21 protein-coding genes are annotated in these 25,818 nt (G+C 61.0%); 6 read left to right on the forward strand and 15 right to left on the reverse strand.

Annotated features, from left to right (window positions below; translation table 11 throughout):
• Positions 1 to 179: 179 nt before the first annotated feature.
• The 5 genes from G5229_RS02935 to G5229_RS02955 all read right to left on the reverse strand — a co-directional run bounded on the left by G5229_RS02935 (position 180) and on the right by G5229_RS02955 (position 6,421).
• The gene (locus G5229_RS02935; protein ID WP_421208366.1) at positions 180 to 1,772 is read right to left on the reverse strand and encodes an ABC-F family ATPase; all 1,593 of its coding nucleotides are present in this window, start codon (positions 1,770 to 1,772) and stop codon (positions 180 to 182) included.
• A 166-nt stretch (positions 1,773 to 1,938) separates the two neighbouring features.
• A complete protein-coding gene (locus G5229_RS02940) occupies positions 1,939 to 3,591 on the reverse strand; it encodes a cation acetate symporter (protein WP_047434904.1) in 1,653 nt (550 codons plus the stop codon).
• Positions 3,588 to 3,899: a DUF485 domain-containing protein gene (locus G5229_RS02945; RefSeq protein ID WP_040068110.1), complete on the reverse strand. Its 312-nt coding sequence runs from the start codon at positions 3,897 to 3,899 to the stop codon at positions 3,588 to 3,590. Before G5229_RS02945 ends, G5229_RS02940 begins: the two co-directional genes overlap by 4 nt.
• 105 nt (positions 3,900 to 4,004) lie before the next feature.
• Complete coding sequence (locus tag G5229_RS02950; RefSeq protein WP_202005986.1) at positions 4,005 to 4,631, reverse strand: 3'-5' exonuclease; 627 nt, start codon at positions 4,629 to 4,631, stop codon at positions 4,005 to 4,007.
• A gap of 2 nt (positions 4,632 to 4,633) precedes the next feature.
• Positions 4,634 to 6,421 (reverse strand): putative nucleotidyltransferase substrate binding domain-containing protein, encoded by a 1,788-nt coding sequence (locus G5229_RS02955; RefSeq protein ID WP_421208368.1) that lies wholly within the window; start codon positions 6,419 to 6,421, stop codon positions 4,634 to 4,636.
• Between the two features lie 168 nt (positions 6,422 to 6,589).
• On the opposite strand from G5229_RS02955, the gene G5229_RS02960 reads away from it, so the two are divergent.
• Positions 6,590 to 7,396: a crotonase/enoyl-CoA hydratase family protein gene (locus tag G5229_RS02960; RefSeq protein ID WP_421208370.1), complete on the forward strand. Its 807-nt coding sequence runs from the start codon at positions 6,590 to 6,592 to the stop codon at positions 7,394 to 7,396.
• 70 nt (positions 7,397 to 7,466) lie between these two features.
• Here G5229_RS02960 and G5229_RS02965 read toward each other — a convergent pair whose 3' ends face one another.
• The gene (locus tag G5229_RS02965; RefSeq protein WP_100645999.1) at positions 7,467 to 8,966 is read right to left on the reverse strand and encodes an alanine/glycine:cation symporter family protein; all 1,500 of its coding nucleotides are present in this window, start codon (positions 8,964 to 8,966) and stop codon (positions 7,467 to 7,469) included.
• Positions 8,967 to 9,315: 349 nt separating this feature from the next.
• Between G5229_RS02965 and G5229_RS02970 the strand changes: the two genes are divergently transcribed.
• Both G5229_RS02970 and G5229_RS02975 read left to right on the forward strand, forming a co-directional pair.
• The gene (locus G5229_RS02970) at positions 9,316 to 9,753 is read left to right on the forward strand and encodes a GNAT family N-acetyltransferase (RefSeq protein WP_204483368.1); all 438 of its coding nucleotides are present in this window, start codon (positions 9,316 to 9,318) and stop codon (positions 9,751 to 9,753) included.
• Between the two features lie 76 nt (positions 9,754 to 9,829).
• The gene (locus G5229_RS02975; protein ID WP_421208520.1) at positions 9,830 to 10,594 is read left to right on the forward strand and encodes a zinc-dependent peptidase; all 765 of its coding nucleotides are present in this window, start codon (positions 9,830 to 9,832) and stop codon (positions 10,592 to 10,594) included.
• Between the two features lie 81 nt (positions 10,595 to 10,675).
• Here G5229_RS02975 and G5229_RS02980 read toward each other — a convergent pair whose 3' ends face one another.
• The 9 genes from G5229_RS02980 to G5229_RS03020 form a co-directional block, all read right to left on the reverse strand.
• Positions 10,676 to 11,272, reverse strand: coding sequence for an acetate uptake transporter (locus G5229_RS02980; RefSeq protein WP_005336948.1), 597 nt, complete (start codon positions 11,270 to 11,272; stop codon positions 10,676 to 10,678).
• A gap of 224 nt (positions 11,273 to 11,496) precedes the next feature.
• Positions 11,497 to 14,499, reverse strand: a complete 3,003-nt coding sequence (locus G5229_RS02985) for a DUF748 domain-containing protein (RefSeq protein ID WP_421208372.1) — start codon at positions 14,497 to 14,499, stop codon at positions 11,497 to 11,499.
• Positions 14,500 to 14,551: 52 nt separating this feature from the next.
• Positions 14,552 to 15,313 (reverse strand): substrate-binding periplasmic protein, encoded by a 762-nt coding sequence (locus G5229_RS02990; RefSeq protein ID WP_421208374.1) that lies wholly within the window; start codon positions 15,311 to 15,313, stop codon positions 14,552 to 14,554.
• A 36-nt stretch (positions 15,314 to 15,349) separates the two neighbouring features.
• The gene (locus tag G5229_RS02995; protein ID WP_031227613.1) at positions 15,350 to 15,760 is read right to left on the reverse strand and encodes a MerR family transcriptional regulator; all 411 of its coding nucleotides are present in this window, start codon (positions 15,758 to 15,760) and stop codon (positions 15,350 to 15,352) included.
• 2 nt (positions 15,761 to 15,762) lie between these two features.
• Entirely contained in the window at positions 15,763 to 16,731 is a 969-nt protein-coding gene (locus G5229_RS03000; protein WP_270817177.1) for a hydroxymethylglutaryl-CoA lyase, read from the reverse strand.
• Positions 16,728 to 18,698 (reverse strand): acetyl/propionyl/methylcrotonyl-CoA carboxylase subunit alpha, encoded by a 1,971-nt coding sequence (locus G5229_RS03005; RefSeq protein WP_421208376.1) that lies wholly within the window; start codon positions 18,696 to 18,698, stop codon positions 16,728 to 16,730. Before G5229_RS03005 ends, G5229_RS03000 begins: the two co-directional genes overlap by 4 nt.
• Positions 18,695 to 19,531 carry an enoyl-CoA hydratase-related protein gene (locus G5229_RS03010; RefSeq protein ID WP_421208378.1) on the reverse strand — a complete coding sequence of 279 codons (837 nt, stop codon included), beginning with the start codon at positions 19,529 to 19,531 and terminating at the stop codon, positions 18,695 to 18,697. The genes G5229_RS03005 and G5229_RS03010 overlap by 4 nt, the downstream gene beginning before the upstream one ends.
• Before the next feature lie 11 nt (positions 19,532 to 19,542).
• Entirely contained in the window at positions 19,543 to 21,144 is a 1,602-nt protein-coding gene (locus G5229_RS03015; RefSeq protein ID WP_421208380.1) for a carboxyl transferase domain-containing protein, read from the reverse strand.
• Positions 21,141 to 22,283: an isovaleryl-CoA dehydrogenase gene (locus tag G5229_RS03020; protein ID WP_421208382.1), complete on the reverse strand. Its 1,143-nt coding sequence runs from the start codon at positions 22,281 to 22,283 to the stop codon at positions 21,141 to 21,143. The genes G5229_RS03015 and G5229_RS03020 overlap by 4 nt, the downstream gene beginning before the upstream one ends.
• A gap of 305 nt (positions 22,284 to 22,588) precedes the next feature.
• Between G5229_RS03020 and G5229_RS03025 the strand changes: the two genes are divergently transcribed.
• The 3 genes from G5229_RS03025 to G5229_RS03035 all read left to right on the forward strand — a co-directional run bounded on the left by G5229_RS03025 (position 22,589) and on the right by G5229_RS03035 (position 25,800).
• Positions 22,589 to 23,746 carry an acyl-CoA dehydrogenase family protein gene (locus G5229_RS03025; RefSeq protein WP_421208384.1) on the forward strand — a complete coding sequence of 386 codons (1,158 nt, stop codon included), beginning with the start codon at positions 22,589 to 22,591 and terminating at the stop codon, positions 23,744 to 23,746.
• A gap of 140 nt (positions 23,747 to 23,886) precedes the next feature.
• Positions 23,887 to 24,669, forward strand: a complete 783-nt coding sequence (locus G5229_RS03030) for an enoyl-CoA hydratase (RefSeq protein ID WP_005336930.1) — start codon at positions 23,887 to 23,889, stop codon at positions 24,667 to 24,669.
• A gap of 18 nt (positions 24,670 to 24,687) precedes the next feature.
• The gene (locus G5229_RS03035) at positions 24,688 to 25,800 is read left to right on the forward strand and encodes an enoyl-CoA hydratase/isomerase family protein (protein ID WP_421208386.1); all 1,113 of its coding nucleotides are present in this window, start codon (positions 24,688 to 24,690) and stop codon (positions 25,798 to 25,800) included.
• Positions 25,801 to 25,818 lie beyond the last annotated feature (18 nt).

Raw genomic sequence — 25,818 nt, forward strand, 5'->3', positions numbered from 1 at the left:
GGGCAAGAGGGGGGATATTCAAGCTCTGCTCTCTGCTCTCTGCTCTCTGCTCTCTGCTCTCTGCCCTCTGCTCTGTGGCGTGTAGTCACACCACTGCTATACGCCATCTCAGTCGTCTAAATACGGGATATAAAAAAACCGGCACATGAGTGCCGGTTTTGCATTGCGCACTTGCGGGGTTATACCACGCCCTGGGTGCGCAGGTAATCCTCGTAGGTGCCGCCGAAGTCGCGGATGCCATCTTCAGTCAGCTCCAGGATGCGGGTCGCCAGGGAGGAGACGAACTCGCGATCGTGGGAGACGAAGATCAGGGTCCCCTGGTAGAGCTCCAGTGCCATGTTCAAGGATTCGATGGATTCCATGTCCAGGTGGTTGGTCGGCTCATCCATGATCAGGATGTTGGGGCGTTGCATCATCAGCTTGCCGAACAGCATGCGGCCCTGTTCACCACCGGAGAGCACCTTGACCGGCTTCTTGATGTCGTCCTGGGAGAAAAGTAGACGGCCCAGTACGGAGCGTACAGCCTGCTCGTCTTCGTTCTCCTGTTTCCACTGGGCCATCCAGTCGAACACGTTGAGATCGGTGTCGAAATCTTCGGCGTGATCCTGAGCGTAGTAACCGATCTGGGCGTTCTCGGACCACTTGATGCTGCCGGTATCCGGAGCCAGTGCACCGACAAGGGTCTTGATCAGGGTAGACTTACCGATACCGTTGGTACCCAGAATGGCGACCTTTTCGCCCACTTCCATCATCATGTTGAGGCCCTTGAACAGGGGACCGTCGCCATACCCCTTGGATACACCTTCCACTTCCAGGATGTTGCGATAGAGCTTTTTGTCCTGCTCGAAGCGGATGAAGGGGTTCTGGCGGCTGGAGACCTTGACGTCCTCAATCTTGATCTTGTCGATCTGCTTGAGACGGGAGGTCGCCTGACGGGACTTGGAGGCGTTGGCGCTGAAACGGGAGACGAAGGATTGCAGATCGGCGATCTGGGCCTTCTTCTTGGCGTTGTCGGCCAGCAGACGCTCGCGCGCCTGGGTGGCGGCCAGCATGTAGTCGTCGTAGTTGCCCGGGTAGACGCGCAGCTCGCCGTAGTCCAGATCCGCCATGTGGGTACAGACGGAGTTCAGGAAGTGACGGTCGTGAGAGATGATGATCATGGTGCTTTCACGTTCGTTGAGCACCTGCTCCAGCCAGCGAATGGTGTTGATGTCCAGGTTGTTGGTCGGTTCGTCCAGCAACAGGATATCGGGGTTGGAGAACAGCGCCTGTGCCAGCAGCACCCGCAGTTTCCAGCCCGGCGCCACTTCGCTCATCGGGCCGCTGTGCTGCTCGAGCGGAATGCCGACACCCAGCAGCAGCTCGCCTGCACGCGCTTCAGCGGTGTAGCCGTCATATTCGGCGACCAGACCTTCCAGCTCGGCGGCCTTCATATAGTCTTCGTCGGTGGCTTCGAGGTTGGCGTAGATGGCATCGCGCTCGGCGATGGCCGCCCACAGCTCGGTGTGACCCATCATGACCACGTCCAGTACGCGCATATCTTCGTAGGCGAACTGATCCTGACGCAGCTTACCGATGCGCTCGTTGACGTCCAGGCTCACATTACCGCCAGTGGGCTCCAGATCACCGCCGAGGATCTTCATAAAGGTGGACTTGCCACAGCCGTTGGCGCCGATAAGGCCATAGCGGTTGCCGCCGCCAAACTTGACGTTGATGTTCTCAAACAGCGGCTTGGCGCCGAACTGCATGGTGATGTTGTTGCTGCTTAACAAGGTATGTGTCCCGATTGGTCTGTCAAATGGCGCGCATTATGGCACAGATCCCCCGAAAGTTTTAGCGAGAAGTGTGATCTTGATCGGGGCAAGCGGGGCGTGCAGCCGATTGATGGGCAATAAAAAAGCCGGCGCGAAGCCGGCTTGGAAGGATGAACTTGATCTGTTAGTGGGAGGTGGCGCCAGAGGCACCCAGCCCGGTTTGGGAGCGAACGAACTGCGGCAGGAACTTGGCATGCTCGTCGGCGGCGTTCTGGGAGCTGTCGGTGATGGAGAAGAACCAGATCCCGACGAAGGCCAACCCCATGGAGAAGAGGGCAGGGTATTCGTAGGGGAAGATGGCCTGGGCATGGCCCAGCACTTTCACCCACACGGTCGGACCCAGGATCATCAGGGTCACTGCGCTAGCCAGTCCCAGCCAGCCCCCGTAGACGGCACCACGGGTGGTCAGGCGTGACCAGAACATGGAGAGGAACAGCACCGGGAAGTTGCAGCTGGCGGCGATGGAGAAGGCCAGACCCACCATGAAGGCGATGTTCTGCTTCTCGAACAGGATCCCCAGACCAATGGCAACCACACCCAGCACCAGAGTCGTCATCTTGGAGACGCGCAGTTCATCGGTCTCGTTGGCCTTGCCCTTCTTCAACACACTGGCATAGAGGTCATGGGAGACCGCAGAGGCACCGGCCAGGGTCAATCCGGCGACTACCGCCAAAATAGTGGCAAATGCCACGGCAGAGATGAAGCCGAGGAACAGACTTCCACCCACTGCATCAGCCAGGTGGACGGCTGCCATGTTGGTGCCGCCCAGCAGGGCGCCGGTGGCATCCTTGAAGGCCGGATTGGTGCTCACCAGCAGGATGGCTCCAAAACCGATGATGAAGGTGAGGATGTAGAAGTAGCCGATAAAGCCAGTGGCGTAGAACACCGATTTACGCGCCTCTTTGGCATCGCTCACGGTGAAGAAACGCATCAGGATATGGGGCAGACCCGCGGTACCGAACATCAATGCCAGACCGAGCGAGATGGCGGAGATGGGGTCGGAGACCAGCCCGCCCGGGCTCATGATGGCGGAGCCTTTCTCGTGCACTTTGACCGCTTCGCTAAACAGGGCGCCGATGTCGAAGTTGACTGACTTCATCACCATGATGGCCATAAAGCTGGCACCGGAGAGCAGCATCACTGCCTTGATGATCTGCACCCAGGTGGTGGCCAGCATGCCGCCAAACAGCACGTAGAGCACCATCAGGATACCGACCAGCACCACGGCCACATGGTATTGCAGGCCAAACAGCAGCTCGATCAGTTTGCCGGCACCGACCATCTGGGCGATCAGGTAGAGGGCGACTACCACCAGCGAACCGCAGGCGGAGAGGGTGCGCACTTCAGTCTGTTTGAGACGATATGAGGCGACATCGGCGAAGGTGTATTTGCCGAGATTGCGCAGCCGTTCGGCGATCAGGAACAGAATGATGGGCCAGCCCACCAGAAAGCCGATGGAGTAGATGAGGCCGTCATAGCCGGAGGTGTAGACCAGCGCGGAGATCCCGAGGAAGGAGGCGGCGGACATATAGTCACCGGCGATGGCCAGACCGTTCTGGAAGCCGGTGATACGGCCACCGGCAGCATAGTAGTCGGAAGCCGAGCGGTTGCGCTTGGAGGCCCAGTAGGTGATGAACAGGGTAGCGGCCACAAACACCAGAAACATCACGATGGCGGCGACATTAAGGGGCTGACGCTCCACGGCGCCAGAGATTGCATCGGCCGCCAGCAGGGGAGAGGAGGCCAGTGAGGTCAACAGCAGCAACTTGCCTTTCATGATTGCACCCCTTTGAGGATCTTCTGGTTCAGTTCATCAAACTCGCCGTTGGCGCGAAAGACATAGACGCCGGTCAACACGAAGGAGGAGAGGATCAATCCTACCCCGACAGGAATGCCGCGAGTAATGGTCGACCCTTCGCTCAAGGGGGTGCCGAGCCAACCGGGGGCAAAGGCGATGAGCAGAATAAACGCCAGGTAGAGTCCCAGCATCAGAGCCGAGAGGGCCCAGGCAAAACGCTGGCGCTTGGCGACCAGCTCCTGGAAGTTGGGATCTTGCTGGATCCTCAGATAGCTTTGCTGTTCCATTGCAGTTCTCCATGACATGAGTGTCAGCGGTGGATGGGGTAACCCCGACGAGCAGGCAATCTGCTCATGTAAGCAAAATGTGAATTAAATGTTATTTCTCGACAATTAGACTTTGGGATAAGTGAGCGGCGAGCCGCAGGTCAGGCGCAGGTAGATGAGCGCGGCCGTGGTGGCATCGGCAAGGGCATCGTGGGCGGGCAGGGGGGGCAGCGCCAAGTGACGGCAGATGGCACTCAAGTGGAGGTCAATCGCAGCATCGGGGTAGCGGCGATAGAGGTGGTCATGATAAAGCTGGCTCACCTCGATCCCTCGCTGGGGCAGGGTCAATCCCCACAATTTTTGGCAGGCGAGATTGAGAATACGCAGATCGTAGGCGATGTGATAGCCCACCAGTTCGCGCGGGCCGATATAGTCGAGCAGCAGGCGCAGCGCGGCTTCCAGCTCCATTCCCTGTTGCAGATCCTGATGGCGCAGACCGTGGATCACCACAGATTGGCTGGTCAGGCTGGCCGGTGGCTGTACCTTGATGGCGAGGGCCTCACCGGTCAGCAGCCGGTTGCCCTGAATGCGCACCGCCCCGATGGAGACGATCTCGGCCTGCTCGGGATCGAGACTGGTGGTCTCGAAATCGAGGGCGATCCGTTCATCTTCCGGTGGGGTGGCAAAGAGCGGCGCGAACTCGCCAGTTCGGAACGCACGGCCATACCAGTAGCGTCGAACGCGGCTCAACATGGCTATTGTCTCAGACGAAAGTGCAAGGTGAGCCACTGCTGGAACTTCTTCACTTGATGCAGCGCCTGACGCAACAGATCCCGCTCGCTGTGGCTGAGCTCGGTTGTCTGCACCCGACTATTGCCCCCCTTGAGCTGGCTGCGCAGCCTCAGCCGGATAAAGAGCCGGAACGCCTCCGCCAGATTGCTGCCATAGTCGGCACTGAGCCGATCGGCGGCCACCAGCGCATCGATACGCCCCAGGGTTGAAGTCTCCAGAATGCCTGCCTCAAGGGCCAGCATGCGGATGCCGTGCACCAGCGGAAACAGGCCGCCCCGCTTCAGATCCAGCCCTTCCGGTGGCTGCTCCAGCCGGCCAAACAGGGTGAGGGGGGCATGAAAGGCCACTGCCGGTCGCACCATCTCCGCCAGCAGGTCCCGTCTGTCCGCCAACTGCTCGCGCAGCGCTCTGGCAACCGGCAGATGGAGCTGTCGATCCCCCGCGATGGGGTGAGCATCGGCCAGGGTGGCGAGCCAGAGTAGCTCATCCTCTTTTGCCGTGGTGCAGGCGCTGGCAATGGCGCTTTGCCACTCGCTGCCCGTTTTTACCCAGGCCGGATTGTTCACCATCACCTGCCCGGGGCACAGCGGGTAGCCGAGGCGTTCCAGCAGGGCGCTGAATTCGGCCAGATCGGCTGCCTGGGTGGGCCATGTCAGCCCCTCTGGCAGGATCAGGGCGTTGTCCTGATCGGTTTTGAGGATCTGCTCGCCACGCCCCTCCGAGCCCAGCATCAGCAGGCAAACCTTATCCTGCACCTCGGGGGGGATCACCAACGCAAAGGCTTTGGCGATCAGCTGCTCGTTGATGGTGGCGATGAGCTTCATCAAAAAGGCGGTGTGGATCCCTTGGGCAAACAGTGAGCGGGTCAATTGCTGCTGTTCGCGGGCGACCGCCTCCAGCGCCGGCAGGCTGTCGGCGCGGGCGATACGCAACGTCAGCACGTGGGAGTGGGTAGAGAAGAGCCCCAGCACCTGAGTCAGTTGCAGGATCCCCGCCACCTCATTGCCGCGCCACACCACCAGTCGCTTGATGCGATGGCGGGTCATTAGCAGCAGGGCATCAAACAGATAGCTCTCCAGCGGCAGACCGATGAGCGGCGTGGGGGTCAGCACCGAGAGCGGGGCCGTCAGCGGCAATCCCTTGAGGGTCAGGGCGTGGAGCAAGGTCTTGCGGGTTGCCAGCGTGAGGGAGCCATCGTGGGCCGGGTAGAGCAGGCAATCGGTTCCCTTGCTCACCATGGCTTCGGTCGCCGCGAGCAGTGAGAGCTTGCTATCGACGATAAGCGGTGCCTGCAGGTGGCCGGGTTCGATGCGGGTCAGGATAAATTCCGCCAGATTCTTCTGACCCAGTTGTTCGCGTTGCTCCTGCTGGCGCTGGCGCTCGGCCAGATTGGCGGTGAAGTAGCTGGCAAACTGCGGATCCTGCTCACAGAGCGCCAGAAAGGTGTGGCGAGGAATGAGCTGGCAGAGGCTATCTTCCAGCGCGGTGAAGCGGTGGCGGCAGCGGCCGTCAAACTGGGCGCGCACGTCGAACAGATCATCGACCCCGTAATCACCAAACTGGTGGTGAGGGGCCGACTCTTCCACCGCCCCCTTGATGATGAGATAGAGGCCGGGAGGCTCGTCCCCCTCCTTGAGCAGCAGATCCCCGGCCCGAAAATAGCAGAGCGAGAGGTGACGAGAGAGCCGCTCGCGCGCCTCCTCATCCAGTCGGTCGAACGGTGGTCTGGCAAAATTGAACAGGGTTGACATGATAGCGTCCTCTGCTGGCTTGCGGCACTCATGCAGCTCCCAGTGTGACAAAGGGAGGGGGAGACGACCAGCCGACTTTAGTCTCAGCTGTACCGCCTGTTCACACTCTGATAACGTGGTGGTATGACCAGTGAGTCAGTTTCAGGGATCAAGGAGAGGACAAGGGAGATGGAAAAAACAAGGATCAAGTGCGAGATCCACGACGGGATTGCCGAAGTGATGCTGACGCGGGGGGATAAACTCAATGCGCTGGACCGCGCCATGTTCAGCGCCATCGATGAGACATTGACGCAGCTCGCTCAGCACAAGGGGCTGCGGGCGGTGATCCTGCACGGCGAGGGGCGGGCCTTCTGCGCCGGGCTGGATGTGAAATCCATGCTGAGACAGCCGGTGGCGGCGCTCGATATTCTCAAGCGCGAAGCGGACGAGGCGACCAATCTGGCCCAGCGGGTTGCCTATGGCTGGCACCAGCTGCCGGTGCCGGTGATTGCGGTGACCCAGGGAGTCTGTTTTGGCGGTGGCTTGCAGATTGCGCTCGGCGCCGATTTTCGCTTCAGCACCCCCGATTGCCGCTTCTCGGTGATGGAGATCAAGTGGGGGATCATTCCTGACATGAGTGGCAGCATCACCATGCGCAACCTGATGGGAGTGGATACCGCCATGGAGCTGGCCATGAGCGGGCGCGAGCTGGATGCCATCGAGGCCAAATCCCTCGGGCTGGTGAGTCGGGTCTGCGCCGATCCGCTGGTGGAGGCGCGGGAGTTTGCCCGCACTCTTATCACCAAGTCGCCGGATGCACTGGCGGGGATCAAGCAGCTCTACAGTCAGGCCTGGGCCCGCAGCGATGAGGCGATGCTGAAGGAAGAGACCCGCTTGCAAAAGCAGATCCTGGGGCGACCCAATCAGTGGCGGGCCACCCTTAACAGCCTGTTTCGCTGGCGCCTGCCCTTCGGGCCGCGCCGCAATCCGCTCTGAGATGAGGTGACAGGAAAAAGAAATGGCAGCCGAGGCTGCCATTTTTATCGAACGGTTATTTCGTGTCGGTTTAGGAGATCTTGCGATCCTGATCCGGCTCGAACTGATGGCCCGATTTCTCCCGCTCCAAGTTCTCTTCAGAGCGTTTGCCCACCCAGTAATCGGCGTTCTTGATGCCGAGCTTCTCCGGGTGGAATACGGGGTCAATCCCTTGTGCCTGCTGCGCTTCATAATCCTTCAGACAGGTGAAGGCGGTTTTTTGCAGCAGCAGGATGGCGATGATGTTGAGCCATGCCATCAGGCCGACCCCGATATCACCCATGCCCCACGCCAGATCTGCCGTCTTGACGGTGCCGTAGACAGTGGCAGCCATCAGCGCAATCTTCAGCAAGAAGGTGAGCCAGGGGCGATTTATCTTGCGGTTGATGTAGGCGATGTTGGTTTCGGCGATGTAGTAGTAGGCAACGATGGTGGTGAACGCGAAGAAGAACAGCGCGATGGCCACGAAAATGCTGCCAAAGCCCGGCATCATGCTCTCCATGGCGGTCTGCACATAGCCCGGGCCTGCTGCGATACCGGCAATACCCGTGTAGATGGCGGCGCCGTCCGGCCCTTGTACGTTATAGAGGCCGGTGATCAGCAGCATAAAGCCGGTGGCGGAGCAGACGAACAGGGTGTCGATATAGACGGAGAACGCCTGCACCAGACCCTGCTTCGCCGGGTGACTCACTGCCGCAGCAGAGGAGGCGTGCGGCCCGGTACCCTGACCCGCTTCGTTGGAGTAGACCCCGCGTTTTACCCCCCACATGATGGCCAGACCCAGAATGGCACCGAAACCGGCATCCAGACCGAAGGCGCTCTTCCAGATCAGCAGGATCACGCCCGGCAGCTGGCCGATATTGAGGGCGATGATGACGCAAGCCACGATGATGTAGCCCAGCGCCATAAAGGGTACTACGGTACTGGCGAAGTTGGCGATGCGCTTGACGCCACCGAAGATAATAAAGCCGAGCAGCAGCGCCAGACCGGCGGCTGTGACGTTCGGATCGATATTAAAGGCGGTCTGCAGGCTTGAACCGATGGAGTTGGCCTGCACGCCCGGCAGCAGCACGCCGCAGGCGAAGACGGTCGCGATGGCGAAGGTCCAGGCGTACCACTTCATGCCAAGCCCTTTCTCGATATAGAAGGCCGGGCCGCCGCGGTATTCACCGTTGATCTTCTCTTTGTAAACTTGACCCAGAGTGGACTCCACGAAGGCGGAGCTGGCGCCGAGGAAGGCAACCATCCACATCCAGAACAGGGCGCCCGGGCCACCGAAGGTGATGGCGGTGGCCACACCGGCGATGTTACCGGTACCCACGCGACCTGCCAGGGTCATGGCCAGCGCCTGGAAGGAGGAGACACCGGCATCGGTGCTCTTGCCATCAAACATCAGGCGCACCATCTCTTTCATATGACGCAGTTGCAAAAAACGGGTGCGCAGGGAGAAGTAAAGACCGACCCCCAGACACAGGTAGATGAGCGCAGGGCTCCAGATTACACCATTGATGGCATTGACGATTTCATTCATGTACAACAACTCCTTTGTTGTGTTTGTGGCGCTGTCTTGGCGAGATCTTGGCCTCGCTCTCTGTCACAGTTAGGGGCTCATTTGTTAACAGTCTGAGGTAAGCAAACGAGGGTGGCTCCGAGTGGTTTGGCAGGGCGCAAACCCGCGCCATGCATGGGAGGTAACATATCGAGTTGCATCCATTCTTCCCAGCTAAAAATGTTGTCTTGTTGCAAATTTGTGAATTGACAAGGGTGGGGGGATAATGGCAGGCAGCGTTTTCTATGAGTAAAGATGAGATCCTCCTTGTTGATCTGCGCCAGACAATGTGACGGGCGTAACACAATGGAAAGCAAACATGAGGCCAACAATGAAAAATGATCCTGAGACGTTGACGATCCGTCCCCCTGAGGCCGACGACGGGAGCGCCATCGCCCACCTGTTCAGCCAATTGGGGTATCCTGCCGAAGGCGCTGACGTGACGGCGCGCCTGTTGGCGCCGGATCCCGCGAGCGTTGTGCTGCTCGCCTCCCTGGCCGACAGAGTGGTCGGTGTGCTGGTGTGGCACAAACTGGCACCGCTGCATGTTGCACCAGCTTGGGGCCTGATCTCGGCGCTGGTTGTCGATGAAGGGGCAAGAGGGGCGGGAGTGGGCGCAGCCCTGCTCAAGGGCGCCGAAGCGATAGCGCGGGCCGCAGGTTGCGCCCAGCTGGAGCTATCCAGTAGCCTCAAGCGCGAGGCGGCCCACCGTTTCTATCTGGCGCAGGATTATCAGGAGCGGCCGAAACGGTTCGTCAAACTGTTGTAACCTGTTTTTTGCATCAAAAGAAGGAGTAGGCGTGCTGGGATGGTTCAAATGGCTGGGTGGTCGCCCGCAAACGCCCATGAGTGAGGATGAGTTGGCGCTGTGGCGTCAGGCGCTGGCGGCTGTGCCCATCTTGCAAGGGCTCAGCGACACCGAGCAGACAATGCTTATCGGCTTGGGGCAACAGCTGCTCAAGCGCAAGACCCTGAGCCTGATCGGGGTCGAGCTCAGCCGCCGTCAACAGGCGGTGCTGGCGCTGCAGGCGGCGTTGCCCATCTTGCACCTTGGCCTTGACTGGTATCGCGGCTTTCACGAAATCATCATCATTCCCGAGCCCGTGACCCGGCGTCAGGAAGTACAGGATGAGTTCGGGCTGGTGAGCGAGTTTGAAGAGGAGAACGCTGGCGAATCCTGGCCGCAAGGGCCGCTGGTGCTGGCCTGGAGCGAACTGCAGCAGGATGGCGACTGGGACGGCTTTAATCTGGTGATCCACGAGCTGGCCCACAAACTCGATATGCTGGGTGGTGAGGCGGACGGTGCGCCGCCGTTGCCGGGGCAGATGAGCAGCCTGCTGTGGCAACAGGCCTTTCAGAGCGCCTTCGATGCGCTGTGCCAGCAGCTTGATCGGGACGAGGTAACCGCTATCGATCCCTATGCGGCTGAACATCCCGCGGAGTTTTTCGCCGTTAGCTGCGAATGTTTCTTTACCGATCCGCTGCGGCTGCAGCAGGTTTATCCCGCGGTATACCGGCAACTGAGCCAGTTCTTTAGCCAGGATCCCGCCCTACGTTTCCCCGTGACCCGCTTGCTGGCGGGGGAGGTGGACGCCGGGTCACTTAGCTGATAACCGATCGGTTGAATGGTTATTCGAGATAGCAAAAAGGCACCCGAGGGTGCCTTTTTTACAATCTGAGTGGCTTGCCTATCAGGCAGCGGCTTTCAGCTGTACGGCGGCGGCTTTCTTGTGATCGCCGATCGGCATCACGGTGCGGCCGAACTGCTCGTTGATCACGGTGGCCATGGCCAGGTAGATGGCGCTGGCGCCACAGATGATGCCTTCGAAACCGGCGATGGTGCCGATCAGGGTGCTGCCGGTGAAGTCACGGGCGGCCAGCAGGAAGAACAGCACGGTCAGGGAGGCGAACACGAACTGCTTGGCGCGCGGGTAGTTGATGGTGCCAACCAGCATGAACAGGGTGAACATGCCCCACATCAGCAGATACCAACCCATGTAGGCGTGCGGAGTGGCTTCGGCCAGACCCATGGTCGGCATGATCAGCAGGAACACCAGGCTCAGCCAGAACAGGCCGTAGGAGGTGAACGCGGTCACACCGAAGGTGTTGCCACGCTTGTACTCCATGATGCCAGCAATGATCTGGGCGATGCCGCCGTAGCACAGGCCCATGGCCAGGATCATGGCGCTGATGGGGAAGAAACCTGCGTTATGGATGTTCAGCAGGATGGTGGTCATACCGAAACCCATCAGACCCAGAGGGGCAGGGTTGGCCAATTTTTCGCTCACGTGGCGTTCTCCAAAAATAGAGGTGGGGGTTAACAAAAGACGCGCGATTTTAGGCAGGCTGTGGCGCGCCCGCAAGGGGGCAAGGGGGATAAATCGTAAAAAAACTACGTAATTATTTGCATCAGTGGCCAAATGCTCACCAAGACAGGCTGTTTGGTGAGCAAAAGGTGTCAAAATAGTTGAGGGGTTGTATTTTTCTTACGCTTTTGCGCAGTGCGGCGGCGTCACTGATCCAGTGTCAGGATCACTTTGGCTTCCTTGTCCTCTTCCTTGACCTGGCTGTCGAGCACGAACAGCCGCTCCGGGGCGATCCCCTGGCTGTCGACCAGAAACTCCTTGGTATTTTGCGCCCGGCGCATGGCGAGATTGCGCAGGGATTTGGCGGTGATGAGCTGCTGATCCCGCAGCAGGATCACCGCCTGGGCCCGCAGTGCCGCGCTCTCTTCATCCAGATGGAGGCGATCGGCCAGGTCATCCAGATCTTCGCCAAAGCGCTCTTCATAGGCTTGGGCCAGCGCCTCTTGCAGGGCTGAGTCCTGTTCCAGCAGGTCGAGATCTGCCTGATTGCCGGTGAGCTTAGCCAGTACCCGTTCCAGCTTTTGCCGTTGCAGGATGGGGCGCTCCTCGTTGAAGTTGACCTTGCCGCGAATGTTCATGCTGAGCTTGGGTCTATCCTTGAGGGCCTGCGCCAGCTTGACCAGTTTCTCCTGCTGGGTGGGGGTGAGATCGGGCTCCCCCGGCAGGAAGGGAAGTTCGTCGAGATCTTCGGTGCCATCGGCCAGCGAGGCGAGCAGCGAGAAGGGGGAGGTGATCGCCTTGCTCAGAGTGTTGCCCAGCACATCCCAGAAAATATTGCCGATGCTGAAGTCCGGTTGATCGAGATCCCCCTTCACCTTGAGGTTCATCTGTATCACCCCGTTGGCATCGCTTAGCAGGGCGATGGCCAGCCCCAGCGGCAGATCCTTGGCCTGATCGCTCTTGATCTTCTCGCCCAGTTGCAGCTTCTTGATGGTGATGTCGTTATCCCCCTCCAGCCGATTGCCCTCCAGCCTGTAGTGCAGCTTCATGGAGAGCTGCCCCTTGTCGATGGCATAACCGGCATAGGTGCCCGAATAGGGGGTGAAGGTGGTGAGCTCCAGATTGTGGAAAGCGACCGCGATGTCGAGGATCGGGTTGGCCACCAGCAGGTTGGTGCCGCCGCGAATGGTCACCGGCGCATAGCGATCCACCTTGCCGTTGAAGGCGAGATCGGAGCGTTGCCCCGGAATATTGCTGATATGGCGACTTTGGCCGCCCAGTGAGGCGATATCGGCCACAAAATCCTGACTCAGGCTGCGATCGGCAAAGCGCAGGTTGCCCTGCTCGGTGCGCAGCTGGTCAATGGTGAAACGAAAGTCAGGAGTCTTGCTGCCTGCTTTTGTTTCAGTACTTTTGGTTGCCGCCGGTTGCGGCAACAGCAGCTGTTGCAGGTTGGTGGTGCCATCTTCGTTGATCTCGATGCGGGCGAAGGGCTTGTTCAGGGCAATGTCCTTGATCCGCATCTGCTGGCTGATGCCGTCGTACGTCAGACCGGTGAGAGCCAGGGTGTTGAACTCCAGCAGCCGCTGATTGTCTGCCCGATCGACCACCTTGAGCCCGTTGATATCCAGCCCCCCTTGCAGGGTCAGCTTGCTGAGATCTCCTTGGGCGGTGGTGGCGAGATCAAGTCTGGTCTTGCTGCTCAGCAGCCCGTTTTGCACCTTGATACGCACCAGATCGGCCAGATAGGGCTGTGCCAGCGTCAGGGGCAGCTCCTGCTGGTTGATGTCGCCGCTAAGGGTGAAGGGGCTCAGGGTCAGTTGGCCATCAAAGGCGAGGGGGCTGCTCTGGTTGAACTGGGTGGCCAGAGTCAGTTTGCTCGGTTGCTCCCCCTTGCTGCCCAGTGGCCCCAGCGCCAACTTGAGGCCGGAGAGCTGGCGTGCCTGCGGTTTGCCGCTGCTGGATTCGGTGAGGGTGAGATCGCCCTTGTCGATAAGGATCTGCTTGATTTGCCACTGCCAGGGTTTGTCTGCCCCGTGTTTCTTGCCGTTACCGGCTGCTTTTGTTTGTTGTGCCGACTTGGGCGCCGCATTGTTGGCCACCTCGTTTGCGGCGTTGGCCCCTTTGACCGGTTTGGCGGGGGCCTGTTCAATCAGCAAGTCAGCCAGATCCAGTTCCTGCTGTGGGTTGAGGGTGGCCTTGATCAGGGGGTGTTGCAGGGTCACCTTGCCGATCTGGATCGACTGTTTCTGGCCATCGACAGCCAGATCGCTAAGCGCCAGCTGTCCGAAGCGGGCAAACTCGTCGCCCTGGTGTTTTTTAAGCTGCCAGTTGTCCAGCGTCAGCTTGCCTTTGGACAATTGCCACAGCACCCCTTGCTTGCCCTCTTTAAGCTGGTACTCCACCTCTGCATTGGCGTGGCCCTTGGCAAGATCCAGCTTTAGGTAGGGTGCCCAGAGCGGGGCGAAGGGGGTCAGCTCGACCTGCTTGAGGCTCACCTTGCCCTGACCCATGCCGCTCATCACATCGAGCTTGCCGTGAGCGGCGAGGCTGCTTTTGCCGTTGATGGCGGCGTTCAGCTGATAGGCGGTCGGATGGTTTGCCTCGGTGCGCAGGTTATCGAGTTTGAGGGCCACTTTTTCCAGATTGAGGGGTGGCAACCAGCCGGGTTCACTCTCCTTGCGCTGATCTTGATAGCGCACATGGCCGTCAGTGACTGCGATGCTGGCAATGTCGACCAGTAGCGGGGCGCTGGCTGTTTCGGGCTTGGGGGAGGGGGCAGGGGAGAGCAGGGTGGCCAGTGCATCGGTCAGATTGAGTCGAACATCCCCCTTTTTGTCTGCCAGCCGTTGCAGCTGTACCACGGGTTTGGTCAGGGTGACGGCGGAAAGCACGACCCCTTTCTGCTGCCAGCTGGCTTGCAGGTTTGGGGTGATAAAGAGCTGTTCAAAACCGATGATGGGCTGCTGCTTGGCATCGAGCAGGGCAGTCGCGCCGAGGGAGATAGAAGGGTTGCGCAGACCTACGTCAATCTCCCCCAGCGTCAGCTGCAGGCCGTAGTGTTCGGCCAGCCAGCCGGGCAGATAGCGCTGGATCAGACGGGGGGTTTGCCACAGCAGCAGGGTGATCAGGATAAGAAGCAGCAGGAAAGCGTAGGCAAGGTAGCGCAGCAAGCGGAGCTTGGGGGACGCGGGCTCGGTAGTGTTCATTTGGTGCACTCCCATTTGGTTCCCGCCATGGTACAGAAAAGCTGGATAGTAATCATGGGGTTGCGTGCTGTTGTACGCCGTACTTTGTCCAAAGGCGATCCAGTTCCCCCTTTTGTTGCAGCGCAGCCAACCACTGTTCCAGCTGGGCAGGGGTAATGGAGGCCGCAGGGTGAAGAATGGCGCGGTGCTGATACTGTTGGTCCCATTTTTGCGAGATCAGCAGCTGGTCGGCGGTGTCGGGATTGGCCTGCAGATACTGGTTAAGGTACGAAACGTTGAGAATGGCTACCTCGCCGCGCCCTTTGAGTAGCGCTTGCAGGGCACTGGCGTTGTCCTTGACCAGAGTGATATTGAGCTTGCGCTGCAGGTAGAGGGGATCGGCATTGAACTGGCCGACGCCGTAGTGATAGCCGGTCACCCCGATGAGGTGATGGCTGGCAGGATCGTCAAAAAAGCGCTGATCCCGCCCCGCTTTGTTCAGGGCCACATAGACCTCGCCACCACCGAGGAAGGGGGCTGTCATCTTGAATTTATCTGTGTCCCAGCCCCACTTGGTGTCTTCAAACAACATCAGCGAGAAACGGCCCAGATCGAGCGCCTTGTAACGGTTGGCGGCCGAGGTGGGGACAAAGACGAAGGTCACCTCTTTCTGTACTGCATTGAGCTGGTCGATAAGCTCTAGGGTCAGTCCTTCATAGCGGGAATCGGGGAGTTTGACCACAAAGGGGGCATAGGGGTATCCACCAACCTTGATGAGGGGATGGCTCCAGCCAGAGAGGCTGAACAAGAGCAAAAACCAGCACCAATATCTCATGGGATCCCCAGGGCAATAGCTTGCTCCCAGATTCGGTTAATCTGCGCCAGTTTTCAAGCTGTTAAGGGAATTAACACAGCGCTGCTCGGCGGCTTCCAGCTCGGCCATCACCATCTGGATATCCTCCAGTTGTTGGCGCAGCACGCCGCGTTTTGTCTCGATCAGCTGGATCATGGAGTGGAGCTGGGTTTTGCTCGATTTGTCGGTGTCGTACATATCGAACAGCTCGCGGATCTCGGCCAGGCTAAACCCCAGCCGTTTGCCGCGCAGGGTCAACTTGAGCCGGATCTTGTCCCGATGGCTGTAGATGCGGGTTTGCCCCTCCCGCAGCGGGGTGAGCAGCCCCTCATCCTCGTAGTAGCGGATGGTGCGCGGCGTGACATCGAATTCGTGGGCCAGCTCCGAAATGCTGTAGGTGATCTCCTTGCCGGGCAGGGAACGGGACATGATCATGACTCCTGTTGCTGGGCGTGTGGCTGGCAGAGGCGGGCACGCAGCCGCTCGGCATTGGCGTGCAGGGCCTGACCGACCCGCGAGCCGTTGGGGCGAGCGAGCTGCTCGCTCACCCACTGGCCGGTGGCCGCCAGTGTGTCGAGATCAACCCCGGTCGTCATGCCAAGGCCGTGCAGCAGGTAGACCACCTCTTCTGACGCCACATTGCCGGAGGCGCCCGGCGCATAGGGACAGCCGCCAAGCCCCGCCACCGAGCAGTCGATGGTGCGAATGCCGCGCTCCAGCGCGGGTAGCAGGTTGGCCAACCCCTGGCCGTAGGTGTCGTGAAAATGGACCGCGAGTCGCCCCGCCGGGATCTCGTGCAGCACCGCATCCAGCATGGGCGCCACGGTGCCCGGAGTGCCGACGCCGATGGTGTCCCCCAGCGAAATTTCGTGGCAACCGAGATCCAGCAGTTGCTCGGCCATGGCGGCGACTCGTTTCGGGCGGGTCGGGCCATCGAACGGGCAGGCGATGACGGTGGAGAGGTAGCCGCGCACCTTGATGCCGAGGCGGCGAGCTTCCTGCACCAGCGGGGCGAAGCGCACCAGCGACTCCTCCACGCTGATGCCGATATTGGCGCGGGTAAAACCGTCGGAGCAGGCGGTGAAGAGGCCTATCTCATCGGCGCGGGCGGCAATGGCTGCCTGCAAGCCTTGCAGATTGGGCACCAGAGCGCCGTAACGGGTTGAGCCCTTGCGCGGCAGTGCCTCGAACAGCGCTGCGGAGTCCGCCATCTGCGGCACTTTTTTGGCAGAGACAAAGGCACCCACCTCGATGCGTTGCAGGCCGCTGTCGGTAAGGCGCTGGATCAGCTCCAGCCGCTGTACCAGGGAGAGGGGCGCAGCTTCATTTTGCAGGCCATCTCGCGGCCCCATCTCCACCAAACTGACCCTGTCGTCACGGACGTCCTGTGATCGGTTCATGGGTGTTCCTCCTGTGAAGCAGTCTCTTCGGCAAAGCGCACCAGCACTGCTCCCTGGCTTACCTGCTCGCCCTGTTTGCACTGCAGGGTTTCAATTACCCCATCCCGCTCTGCACGCAACTGGTGTTCCATCTTCATCGCCTCCAGCACCAGCAGGGGTTGCCCCTTGCTGACTGTTTGCCCCTGCTCGATCAGCACGGCTACCACTATGCCATGCATGGGCGCGATGGCGCCCTGCGCCTTCTCGTTTGCCTGCTCATGGTGGTGGCTGTGCTGCTGATCATCAGCAGTGAAACGGATGCGCTGGCCCCCTAGGATCATGATGAAGGTTGCCTCCGAGCCTGCGACCGTCTGAATGGGGATCTGCTGCCAGCAGCCACCCTGTTGTAGCCGGATATGATCGTCACCTCTCTGGTAGCAACGGCTCTCCCCTTGCCACTCAAACTGGCCGCCATGATCGTTAAGGGTCAATACCCGGTGCTCATCACCAATGCGCACCGCCGCTGTCCAGCAGCGATCCGGCCCCAGCCGAAATCCGCAGGCTTGCTGCCAGGGGGAGGTGCCCGCAGGGCGGCTCGCCAGCCAGAGGGCGGCCAGCGGCCAGGCGAGCTCAGGAATGGGCCGTGCTGTGGTGGGAATGGGCCACTGGGTATGGTGGCCCATGGCCAGGACGTCGGGCTCTTCACACAGGCGCAGCAGCAGCGGGCCGTTGTGCACCAGCGGCCCGAGATCCAGTGCCGCCAGCGCATCGGCCAGTTGAGCGAACGCCTCGGCGCGACTCTGGCCGTGGGCGATCAGCTTGGCGATCATGGGATCGTAATAGGGGCTGACCTCATCGCCAGCGGTGACGCCGGTGTCGATGCGCACGCCAACGGGCCAGTGGAGCCAGTGGATGGGCCCGCTGGCAGGCAGAAAACCGGCCGCCACATCCTCGGCGTATAGGCGCGCCTCCACTGCATGGCCGCGCAGCACCACTTCCTCTTGGGTAAGTGGCAGCGGCTTGCCTTCGGCCACGGCCAGTTGCCAGGCCACCAGATCCTGCCCGGTTACCGCTTCGGTGACCGGATGCTCTACCTGCAGCCGGGTGTTCATCTCCATAAAGAAGAACTCATCCTTGCAGAGCAGGAACTCGATGGTGCCAGCCCCCTGATAATTGATGGCTTTGGCTGCGGCCACGGCTGCCTCCCCCATGGCGCGGCGCAGAGCCGGAGGGATGTCGGGGGCGGGAGCCTCTTCGATCACCTTCTGATGGCGTCGCTGCAAGGAGCAATCCCTGTCCCCCAGATAGATGGCGTTGCCGAGGCTATCGGCAAAGACCTGTACTTCCACATGGCGAGCCTGGGGCAGATAGTGCTCCAGCAGCACCAGATCGTCACCAAAGGCGGCCTTGGCTTCCCGTTTGACTGCCGCCAGCGACTCGTCAAAGTCGGCCAGCTGATCGACCCTACGCATCCCCTTGCCACCGCCGCCACTGGCCGCCTTGATAAGTAGCGGGAAGTCAATCTGGCTCGCCTGATCGCGCAAAAAGTCCGGCCGCTGATCCGTGCCGTGATAGCCGGGCAGCACAGGTACGCCGGCAGCCTGCATCAGCGCCTTGGCGCCCGATTTGTCGCCCATGGCGAGAATGGCGGCGCCGCTTGGGCCGACAAAGCGCAGGCCGCGCTGTTCGCAGGCGGTGGCAAAATCGCTGTTTTCCGACAGAAAGCCGTAACCGGGATGGATGGCATCGGCGCGCGCCTCTTTGGCGATCTTCAGCACCTTGCCGGTGTCCAGATAGCTCTCTCTGGCCGGTGCGGGCCCCAAATGCCAGGCCTCATCGGCCAGACGGGTGTGCATAGCTTGGGCGTCGGCATCTGAGTAGATCGCGATGGTGTGAATGCCGAGGCGTTTCGCCGTCTTGATGATGCGCACGGCGATTTCGCCGCGATTGGCAATCAGCAGGCGCTTAATTTGAGTGTGATGGGTCATGTCTCATCCTTGAAACGGGGACGCCAGGCGGGAGGGCGTTTGTCGAAGAAGGCCTGCATCCCCTCCTGGGCTTCGAGCCCCACCCGAACCCGGGCGATGGTCTCGACGGTTCTCTCTTCATGAAGGCGGGAGGGATGGGCCTCTATCGCCGCCAGCAGCCGTTTGGTCTCTTTCATCGCCTCCGGCCCGTTGCGGCACAGACGAAGGGCCTGCGCCCGCCCCTCCACCAGCAGTTGATCCGGCTTGCAGAGTTGATGTGCCACATTGAGCCGACAGGCGGTGATGGCATCGAACGGCTCGGCACTGAGCATGTAGCGGCGCGCCTGACGCATTCCCATGGTGCGCACCACGTAGGGGCTGATCACCGCAGGCACCAGACCCAGGCTCACCTCTGAGAGACAGAAGCGCGCATCATCGCTGGCCAGCACGAGATCGCAGGCGCAGATGAGGCCGAACGCCCCGCCATATGCGGCCCCCTGCACCAGAGCTACCGTGGGGAAGGGGAGCTCGTCGAGGGTCTGCATCAGCCGGGCCAGTACCCGGGCGTCTTCGCGATTGTGCTCGAAATCGGCGTGGGCCAGATTACGCATCCAATTGAGGTCGGCGCCTGCGCAAAAGTGTTTTCCCTCGGCACGTAGCAGCAGGGCGTGAGGACGTTCGGCAAGATCATGACCATGGAGATGGGCCAGGTCATCGAGGCAGTCGAGCAGCCCCAGCATCAGGTCGGCATCAAAGGCGTTGTGACGGGCCGGGCGCGACAGCACCAGCTCGGCCAGCGGGCCATGCCGCTCCAGCCGAAATGGGGTCTGGGAGGAAGTAAGTGGATCTGACATGGGTTTGCTCCTTACATCCGGAAGATGCCGTACTGCTCGGGTTCAATGCGGGCACCCTGACAGGCGGCGAGCGCCAGTGCCAGCACGGTGCGGCTCTGGGCCGGGTCGATGACGCCATCATCCCAGAGGCGGGCGCTGGCGTAGTAGGGGTGACCCTGGCGCTCATACTGTTCGATCACGGGCGCGCGGATGGCGGCCGCTTCCTGTTCGCTCAAGTCTTTGCCCTCGGTAGCCAGCTTGTCCCGACGCACCTGCACCAGCACCCCGGCAGCTTGCTCGCCCCCCATGACAGAGATACGGCTGTTGGGCCAGCTAAAGAGAAAATCGGGTTCATAAGCGCGGCCACACATGCCGTAGTTGCCGGCACCAAAGCTGCCGCCGACGATCAGGGTGATCTTGGGCACCCGGCTGCAGGCCACGGCGGTGACCAGCTTGGCGCCGTGCTTGGCGATCCCCTCTTTTTCCGCGCTACTCCCCACCATAAAGCCGGTGATGTTCTGCAAAAAGAGCAGCGGGATGGCACGCCGGTTACAGAGTTGGATAAAGTGGGCCCCCTTCTGGGCGCTGTCGCTGTGCAGCACGCCGTTGTTGGCGAGGATCCCCACCTCCATGCCGCAAATACGGGCAAAGCCGGTCACCAGTGTGGTGCCGAACAGCGCCTTGAATTCGTCAAAATCAGAGCCATCCACCAGTCGGGCGATCAGTTCGCGGGCGTCGTAAGGGCGTTTGAGACTGGTGCCCACCAGACCGTAGAGCTCCTCGAGCGGGTAGCAGGGGGGCTCGTAGCCGGGGCTGCTCTCTATCGGCTCGTTACCCAGATGAGTAACCAGCGTGCGGGCGATGGCCAGCGCATGGGCATCGTCACGGGCCATATGATCAGCAACGCCGGAGTGGGCACAGTGCACTTCGGCGCCGCCCAGGGCTTCGGCGCTGATCTCCTCGCCGGTGGCGGCCTTGACCAGCGGCGGACCCGCCAGAAAGATGGTGGCTTGCTCCCTGACCATGATCGACTCGTCCGCCATGGCGGGCACGTAGGCGCCGCCTGCGGTGCAGAGCCCCATCACCACCGCCAACTGGGGGATGTTCTGGGCCGACATGCGGGCCTGGTTGTAGAAGATGCGGCCAAAGTGTTCCCGGTCGGGGAACACCTCGTCCTGCATCGGCAGAAAGGCGCCGCCGGAATCCACCAGATAGAGGCAGGGGAGGCGCAGCCGCTCGGCGATGGCCTGGGCGCGCAGGTGCTTTTTCACCGTGAGCGGGTAGTAGGTGCCACCCTTCACGGTGGCATCGTTCACCACCAGCATGCACAGGCGGCCAGAGACCCGGCCGATGCCGGTGATGATGCCGGCGGCGGGCACCGGCTCGTCATAGACCTGCCAGCCGGCCAGCGCCGAGAGCTCGAGAAAGGGGGAGCCCGGGTCCAGCAACTGGTTGATGCGCTCGCGGGGCAGCAGCTTGCCGCGAGCCTGATGGCGGGCGTTGTTGGCAGCGCCGCCGCCTTGGGCGATCTCGGCAATGCGAGCATGGAGATCATCGACCAGCCCCTGCATGGCGGCCCGATTGGCCACATATTCCGGGCTCGCCGTGTCGAGACGGGAGTGGAGCCTGCTCATGCGTTATCCCCCATCAGCTCGCGGCCGATGAGCCAGCGGCGGATCTCAGAGGTGCCGGCGCCTATCTCGTAGAGTTTGGCGTCCCGCAGCAGGCGGCCGGTAGGGTATTCGTTGATGTAGCCGTTGCCGCCGAGCAGCTGGATGGCATCGAGCGCCATCTGGGTGGCATTTTCGGCGGCAAACAGGATGGCGGCGGCGCAATCTTTACGGCTGGTGCGGCCCTGATCGCAGGCGTTCGCCACCGAGTAGACCAGCGCCCGGCTGCTGGCGAGGCGGGTATACATGTCGGCGAGCTTGCCCTGCACCAGCTGGAACTCGCCGATGGCCTGGCCAAACTGCTTGCGCTCACGCACATAGGGCAGCACCACGTCCATGCAGGCCTGCATGATGCCAAGGGGGCCCGCCGCCAGCACCACCCGCTCGTAATCAAGCCCGCTCATCAGCACCTTGACCCCGCCGTGCAGGGTGCCCAGCAGGTTTTCCTGCGGCACTCGGCAGTTGTCGAACACCAGTTCGCAGGTGCTGGAGCCGCGCATTCCCAGCTTGTCGAGCTTCTGGGCGGTAGAAAAACCGGGAGTGCCGGCTTCAACGATAAAGGCAGAAATTCCTTTGGGGCCCACACTGGTATCTGTCTTGGCATAGATGACGAAGGTGTCGGCATCGGGCCCGTTGGTGATCCACATCTTGTTGCCGTTCAGCACGAAGTGATCGCCCTCGCGCTCCGCGGTGAGGCGCATGCTGACCACATCGGAGCCGGCTCCCGGTTCGCTCATGGCCAGCGCCCCCACATGCTCGCCGCTCACCAGCGGAGGGAGGTAGCGCGCTTTTTGCTCCGCCGTGCCATGGCGGTGGATCTGGTTGATGCAGAGGTTGGAGTGGGCGCCGTAGGAGAGGCCGACCGAGGCGCTGGCGCGGCTCACCTGTTCCATCACCAGCACGTGGGCCAGATAGCCGAGGTTCACCCCGTCATACTCCTCCGCCACCGTGATGCCGTGCAGCCCCAGCTCACCCATCCGGGGCCAGAGATCGCGTGGGAAGGCGTTGCTCTGATCGATCTCGCTGGCGCGCGGGGCGATCACTTTCTGGCAGAAGGCCGCAACCTGTTCGGTCAGGGCATTCAGGGTCTCATCCATCTGCATCCATGCTCTCCTTGCGGATATGACAGTTTGGTAGGAAGGTGGGTTCGACCGGCTGACTCGGCGTTACGGCTGGCAGTGGTCGGTCCATTTTGTACTTCACTTCTGCCTTAAGTTTACGTTAGCGTAAACGTAAATCAATTGTTAATCTGTTGTGTGTCGATAGAGAGGTGGTAGTGAGAGCGTCATGAGCTACCACGACAACAGCGCCATAGTGGCAGATCCGACTGACGCAGCGTGTGGGCGCCGCGTCATAAAGCACTAACTCAGGAAAATAAGCGCGGGGCAACAAGGGAGCGAACGACAAGATGGATTTTACCCTGACCGATGATCAACAGGCGTATGTGGAGGCGGCCGCCGCTTTTGCCGACGACGCGCTCAAACCCCATGCTGCGCGCTGGGACAAGGAGCACGAGTTTCCTATTCCGACCATCAAGCAGGCGGCCGAACTCGGTTTTTGCAGTCTCTATACCCCGGAGCAGTTTGGCGGATTGGGGCTGCCTCGTCTCGATGCGAGCCTCATCTTCGAGCGCCTCGCTATGGGCTGTACCTCGACCACGGCGTATCTGACCATCCACAACATGGTGAGCTGGATGCTGGGTAGCTGGCTGCCCATCGAGGTTGCCAAAGAGTGGGTGCCCAAACTGGCCAGCGGCGAATTGCTGGGCTCCTATTGCCTCACCGAACCGGGGGCGGGCTCCGATGCAGCGGCCCTCAAGACCCGGGCGGTGCGTGATGGCGACAGCTACCGCATCGAGGGCACCAAGGTCTTTATCTCGGGGGCTGGCAGCAGCGATGTGCTGGTGGTGATGGCCCGCACCGGTGGTGAAGGTGCGAAAGGGATCTCTGCTTTTATGGTACCGGCAGATAGCGCTGGTATCGTCTATGGCAAGCCGGAAGAGAAGATGGGCTGGAACAGCCAGCCAACCCGGGAGGTGGCGTTCAACGGAGTGCGAATTCCCGCCCGCTACCGGCTGGGTGAGGAGGGGGAAGGGTTTAAATTCGCCATGCAGGCCCTCGATGGGGGGCGCATCAATATCGCCACCTGTTCGGTGGGCACCGCCCAGCAGGCGCTGGATGATGCGCTGGCCTATGTGCAGCAGCGCCAGCAATTTGGTCGCCCGATCAGCGAATTCCAGAGCGTGCAGTTTCGCCTGGCCGATATGGCGACCGAGCTGGCGGCTGCCCGCCTGCTGGTGCGTCAGGCGGCTGACAAACTGGATCGCGGGGATCCCGACAAGAGTGCCTGGTGCGCCATGGCCAAACGGTTTGCCACCGATGTGGGTTATCGGGTTTGTGATGAGGCTCTGCAACTCTTTGGCGGCTATGGTTATATCCGCGAGTATCCGCTCGAGCGCTATCTGCGCGATACCCGGGTACACCGCATTCTGGAGGGCACCAACGAGGTGATGCGACTCATCATCGCGCGCCGCATGCTGACCGATCCCGGTTTGTCGCTGGGCTAACCGGTGGTCGCATCAAGGGTGTGTTGCCTGCCACCCGATTTGCACCGTGCCATGCCGGTTTCGGCTTTGTGAGCCAGCCACAGGTTGGTGTCACTCAAGCCTGTCATCATGGCGGCAGCTTCATCGACAAGGACAATGTTATGACAAGGATCAGACTCGAATATCATGGCCATGTGGCCTATATCACCCTCGACCATCCCCCTGCCAATACCTGGACCCTCGCCAGCCTGCAGGCCTTTTTGCAGATGATGGTGGAGCTCGACAGTCGTCCCGATGTGGTGGCACTGGTGATCCGTGGTGCGGGCGACAAATTTTTCTGCGCCGGTGCCGACCTCAATATGTTTGTCGAGGGGAATGTCGAGCTGGCCCGCGAAGTAGCCGAGGCCTTTGGCAAGGCCTTCGAGGCGCTGGCCCGCTTTCACGGCGTCAGTATCGCCGCCATCAATGGTTATGCCATGGGCGGCGGGCTGGAAGTGGCGCTGGCCTGTGATATCCGCATCGCCGAACAGCAGGCGTTGCTGGGACTGCCGGAAGCCTCTGTGGGCTTGCTTCCCTGTGCCGGTGGCACCCAGCGTCTGACCGAGCTGGTGGGGCCGGGCTGGGCCAAGCGGATGATCCTCTGCGGTGAGAAGGTGAGTGCCTCGCTGGCCTACGAGATGGGGCTGGTGGAGGAGGTGGTGAAAACCGGTCAGGCATGGGAGGCGGCGCACCAGATGGCCCATCTGGTGGAGCGCCAGAGCCCGAGCGCCCTGCGCGCCTGCAAAACCCTGATCAATCAGGGCCGCAGTGGTCCGCGGGATGCCGCCTTGCCCCTTGAGCGGTCGCTGTTTCTCGATCTCTTTAGCGATGCCAATCAGCGTGAAGGGGTAGCCGCCTTCCTGGAGAAACGCTTACCGCGCTGGCAATATGGCCCAACAGAGTAAATCCATACGGAGCTGTATATGAGTGAGCCGGTCAAGGTTAGCTGTTATCCCACCGAAGATGGTCATCAGATCGGGGTGTTGACCCTCGACAGCCCTGCGTCTCTCAACGCATTGAGCCTGCCGATGATCCAGATCCTGCAACAGACGCTGACCCGTTGGGAGCAGGATCCCGCCATCGTCTGTGTGCTGCTGCAGGGGGCGGGTGAGAAGGCATTTTGTGCCGGTGGCGATATCCGCTCCTTCTATTACCGCAAGCAGGAGGTGAGCGAGGCGGAACTGTTCGAATATGCCCGCGACTTTTTCGAGCAGGAGTATCGGCTCGATCACCACATCCACTCTTACCGCAAGCCCCTTGTCTGCGTGGCGGACGGCATCTGCATGGGCGGTGGGATAGGCTTGTTTGCCGGCGCCGATTTCCGGGTGGTGACCGAGAAGAGCCTGTTCGCCATGCCGGAGGTGACCATTGGCCTCTACCCCGACGTGGGGGCCAGCTGGTTTTTAAGCCGGATGCCGGGGCGGCTGGGGCTCTGGCTTGGTTTGACTGGCGCCCGCTTCAACGGGAGTGATGCCATCGGCCTTGGGCTGGCGGATCATGCCATCGCCAGTGGCGAGCGCAGTGCGCTGTTGTCACGCCTCGCCGTGCTCGACTGGACTGGCAGTGGTGATCCCCGTGAGCAGATCGATCTGCTGCTCAGGGAATTGCACAGTGAGGTGGCGGCCCGCTTGCCGGCGCCAGTATTGCTACCCCATCAACAGAGGATCGATGCCTTGCTGGCGGGACGCACGCTGCAAGGTGTATTGGCGCGGTTGTTCGAGGCTCAGTTCGATGAACATGAAGCTGTGCTCCAGCAGGCGCAGCAGATTTGCCGCACCGGCAGCCCCATCAGCCGCGCCATTTTGTGGCGCCAATATTGGCAGGCTCGCCGCAACTCCCTGGCCGAAGTATTTGCCGAGGAGCTGACCCTCTCGGTCAACTGTGTGCTCAAGGGGGATTTTGTGGAAGGGGTACGGGCACTGCTGATCGACAAGGATAAAGATCCCCGCTGGCAACAGTTGCCACCGGAGGTGGAGTGGCTGGACGAGTTCTATCGCTGGCCGCAGGGGCGCAATCCGTTGACCTGCAAGGAATAACATCTTGGCAACCGGCGG

Source organism: Aeromonas sp. 602396 (genome assembly GCF_049173735.1).
Classification (GTDB): domain Bacteria; phylum Pseudomonadota; class Gammaproteobacteria; order Enterobacterales; family Aeromonadaceae; genus Aeromonas; species Aeromonas veronii_A.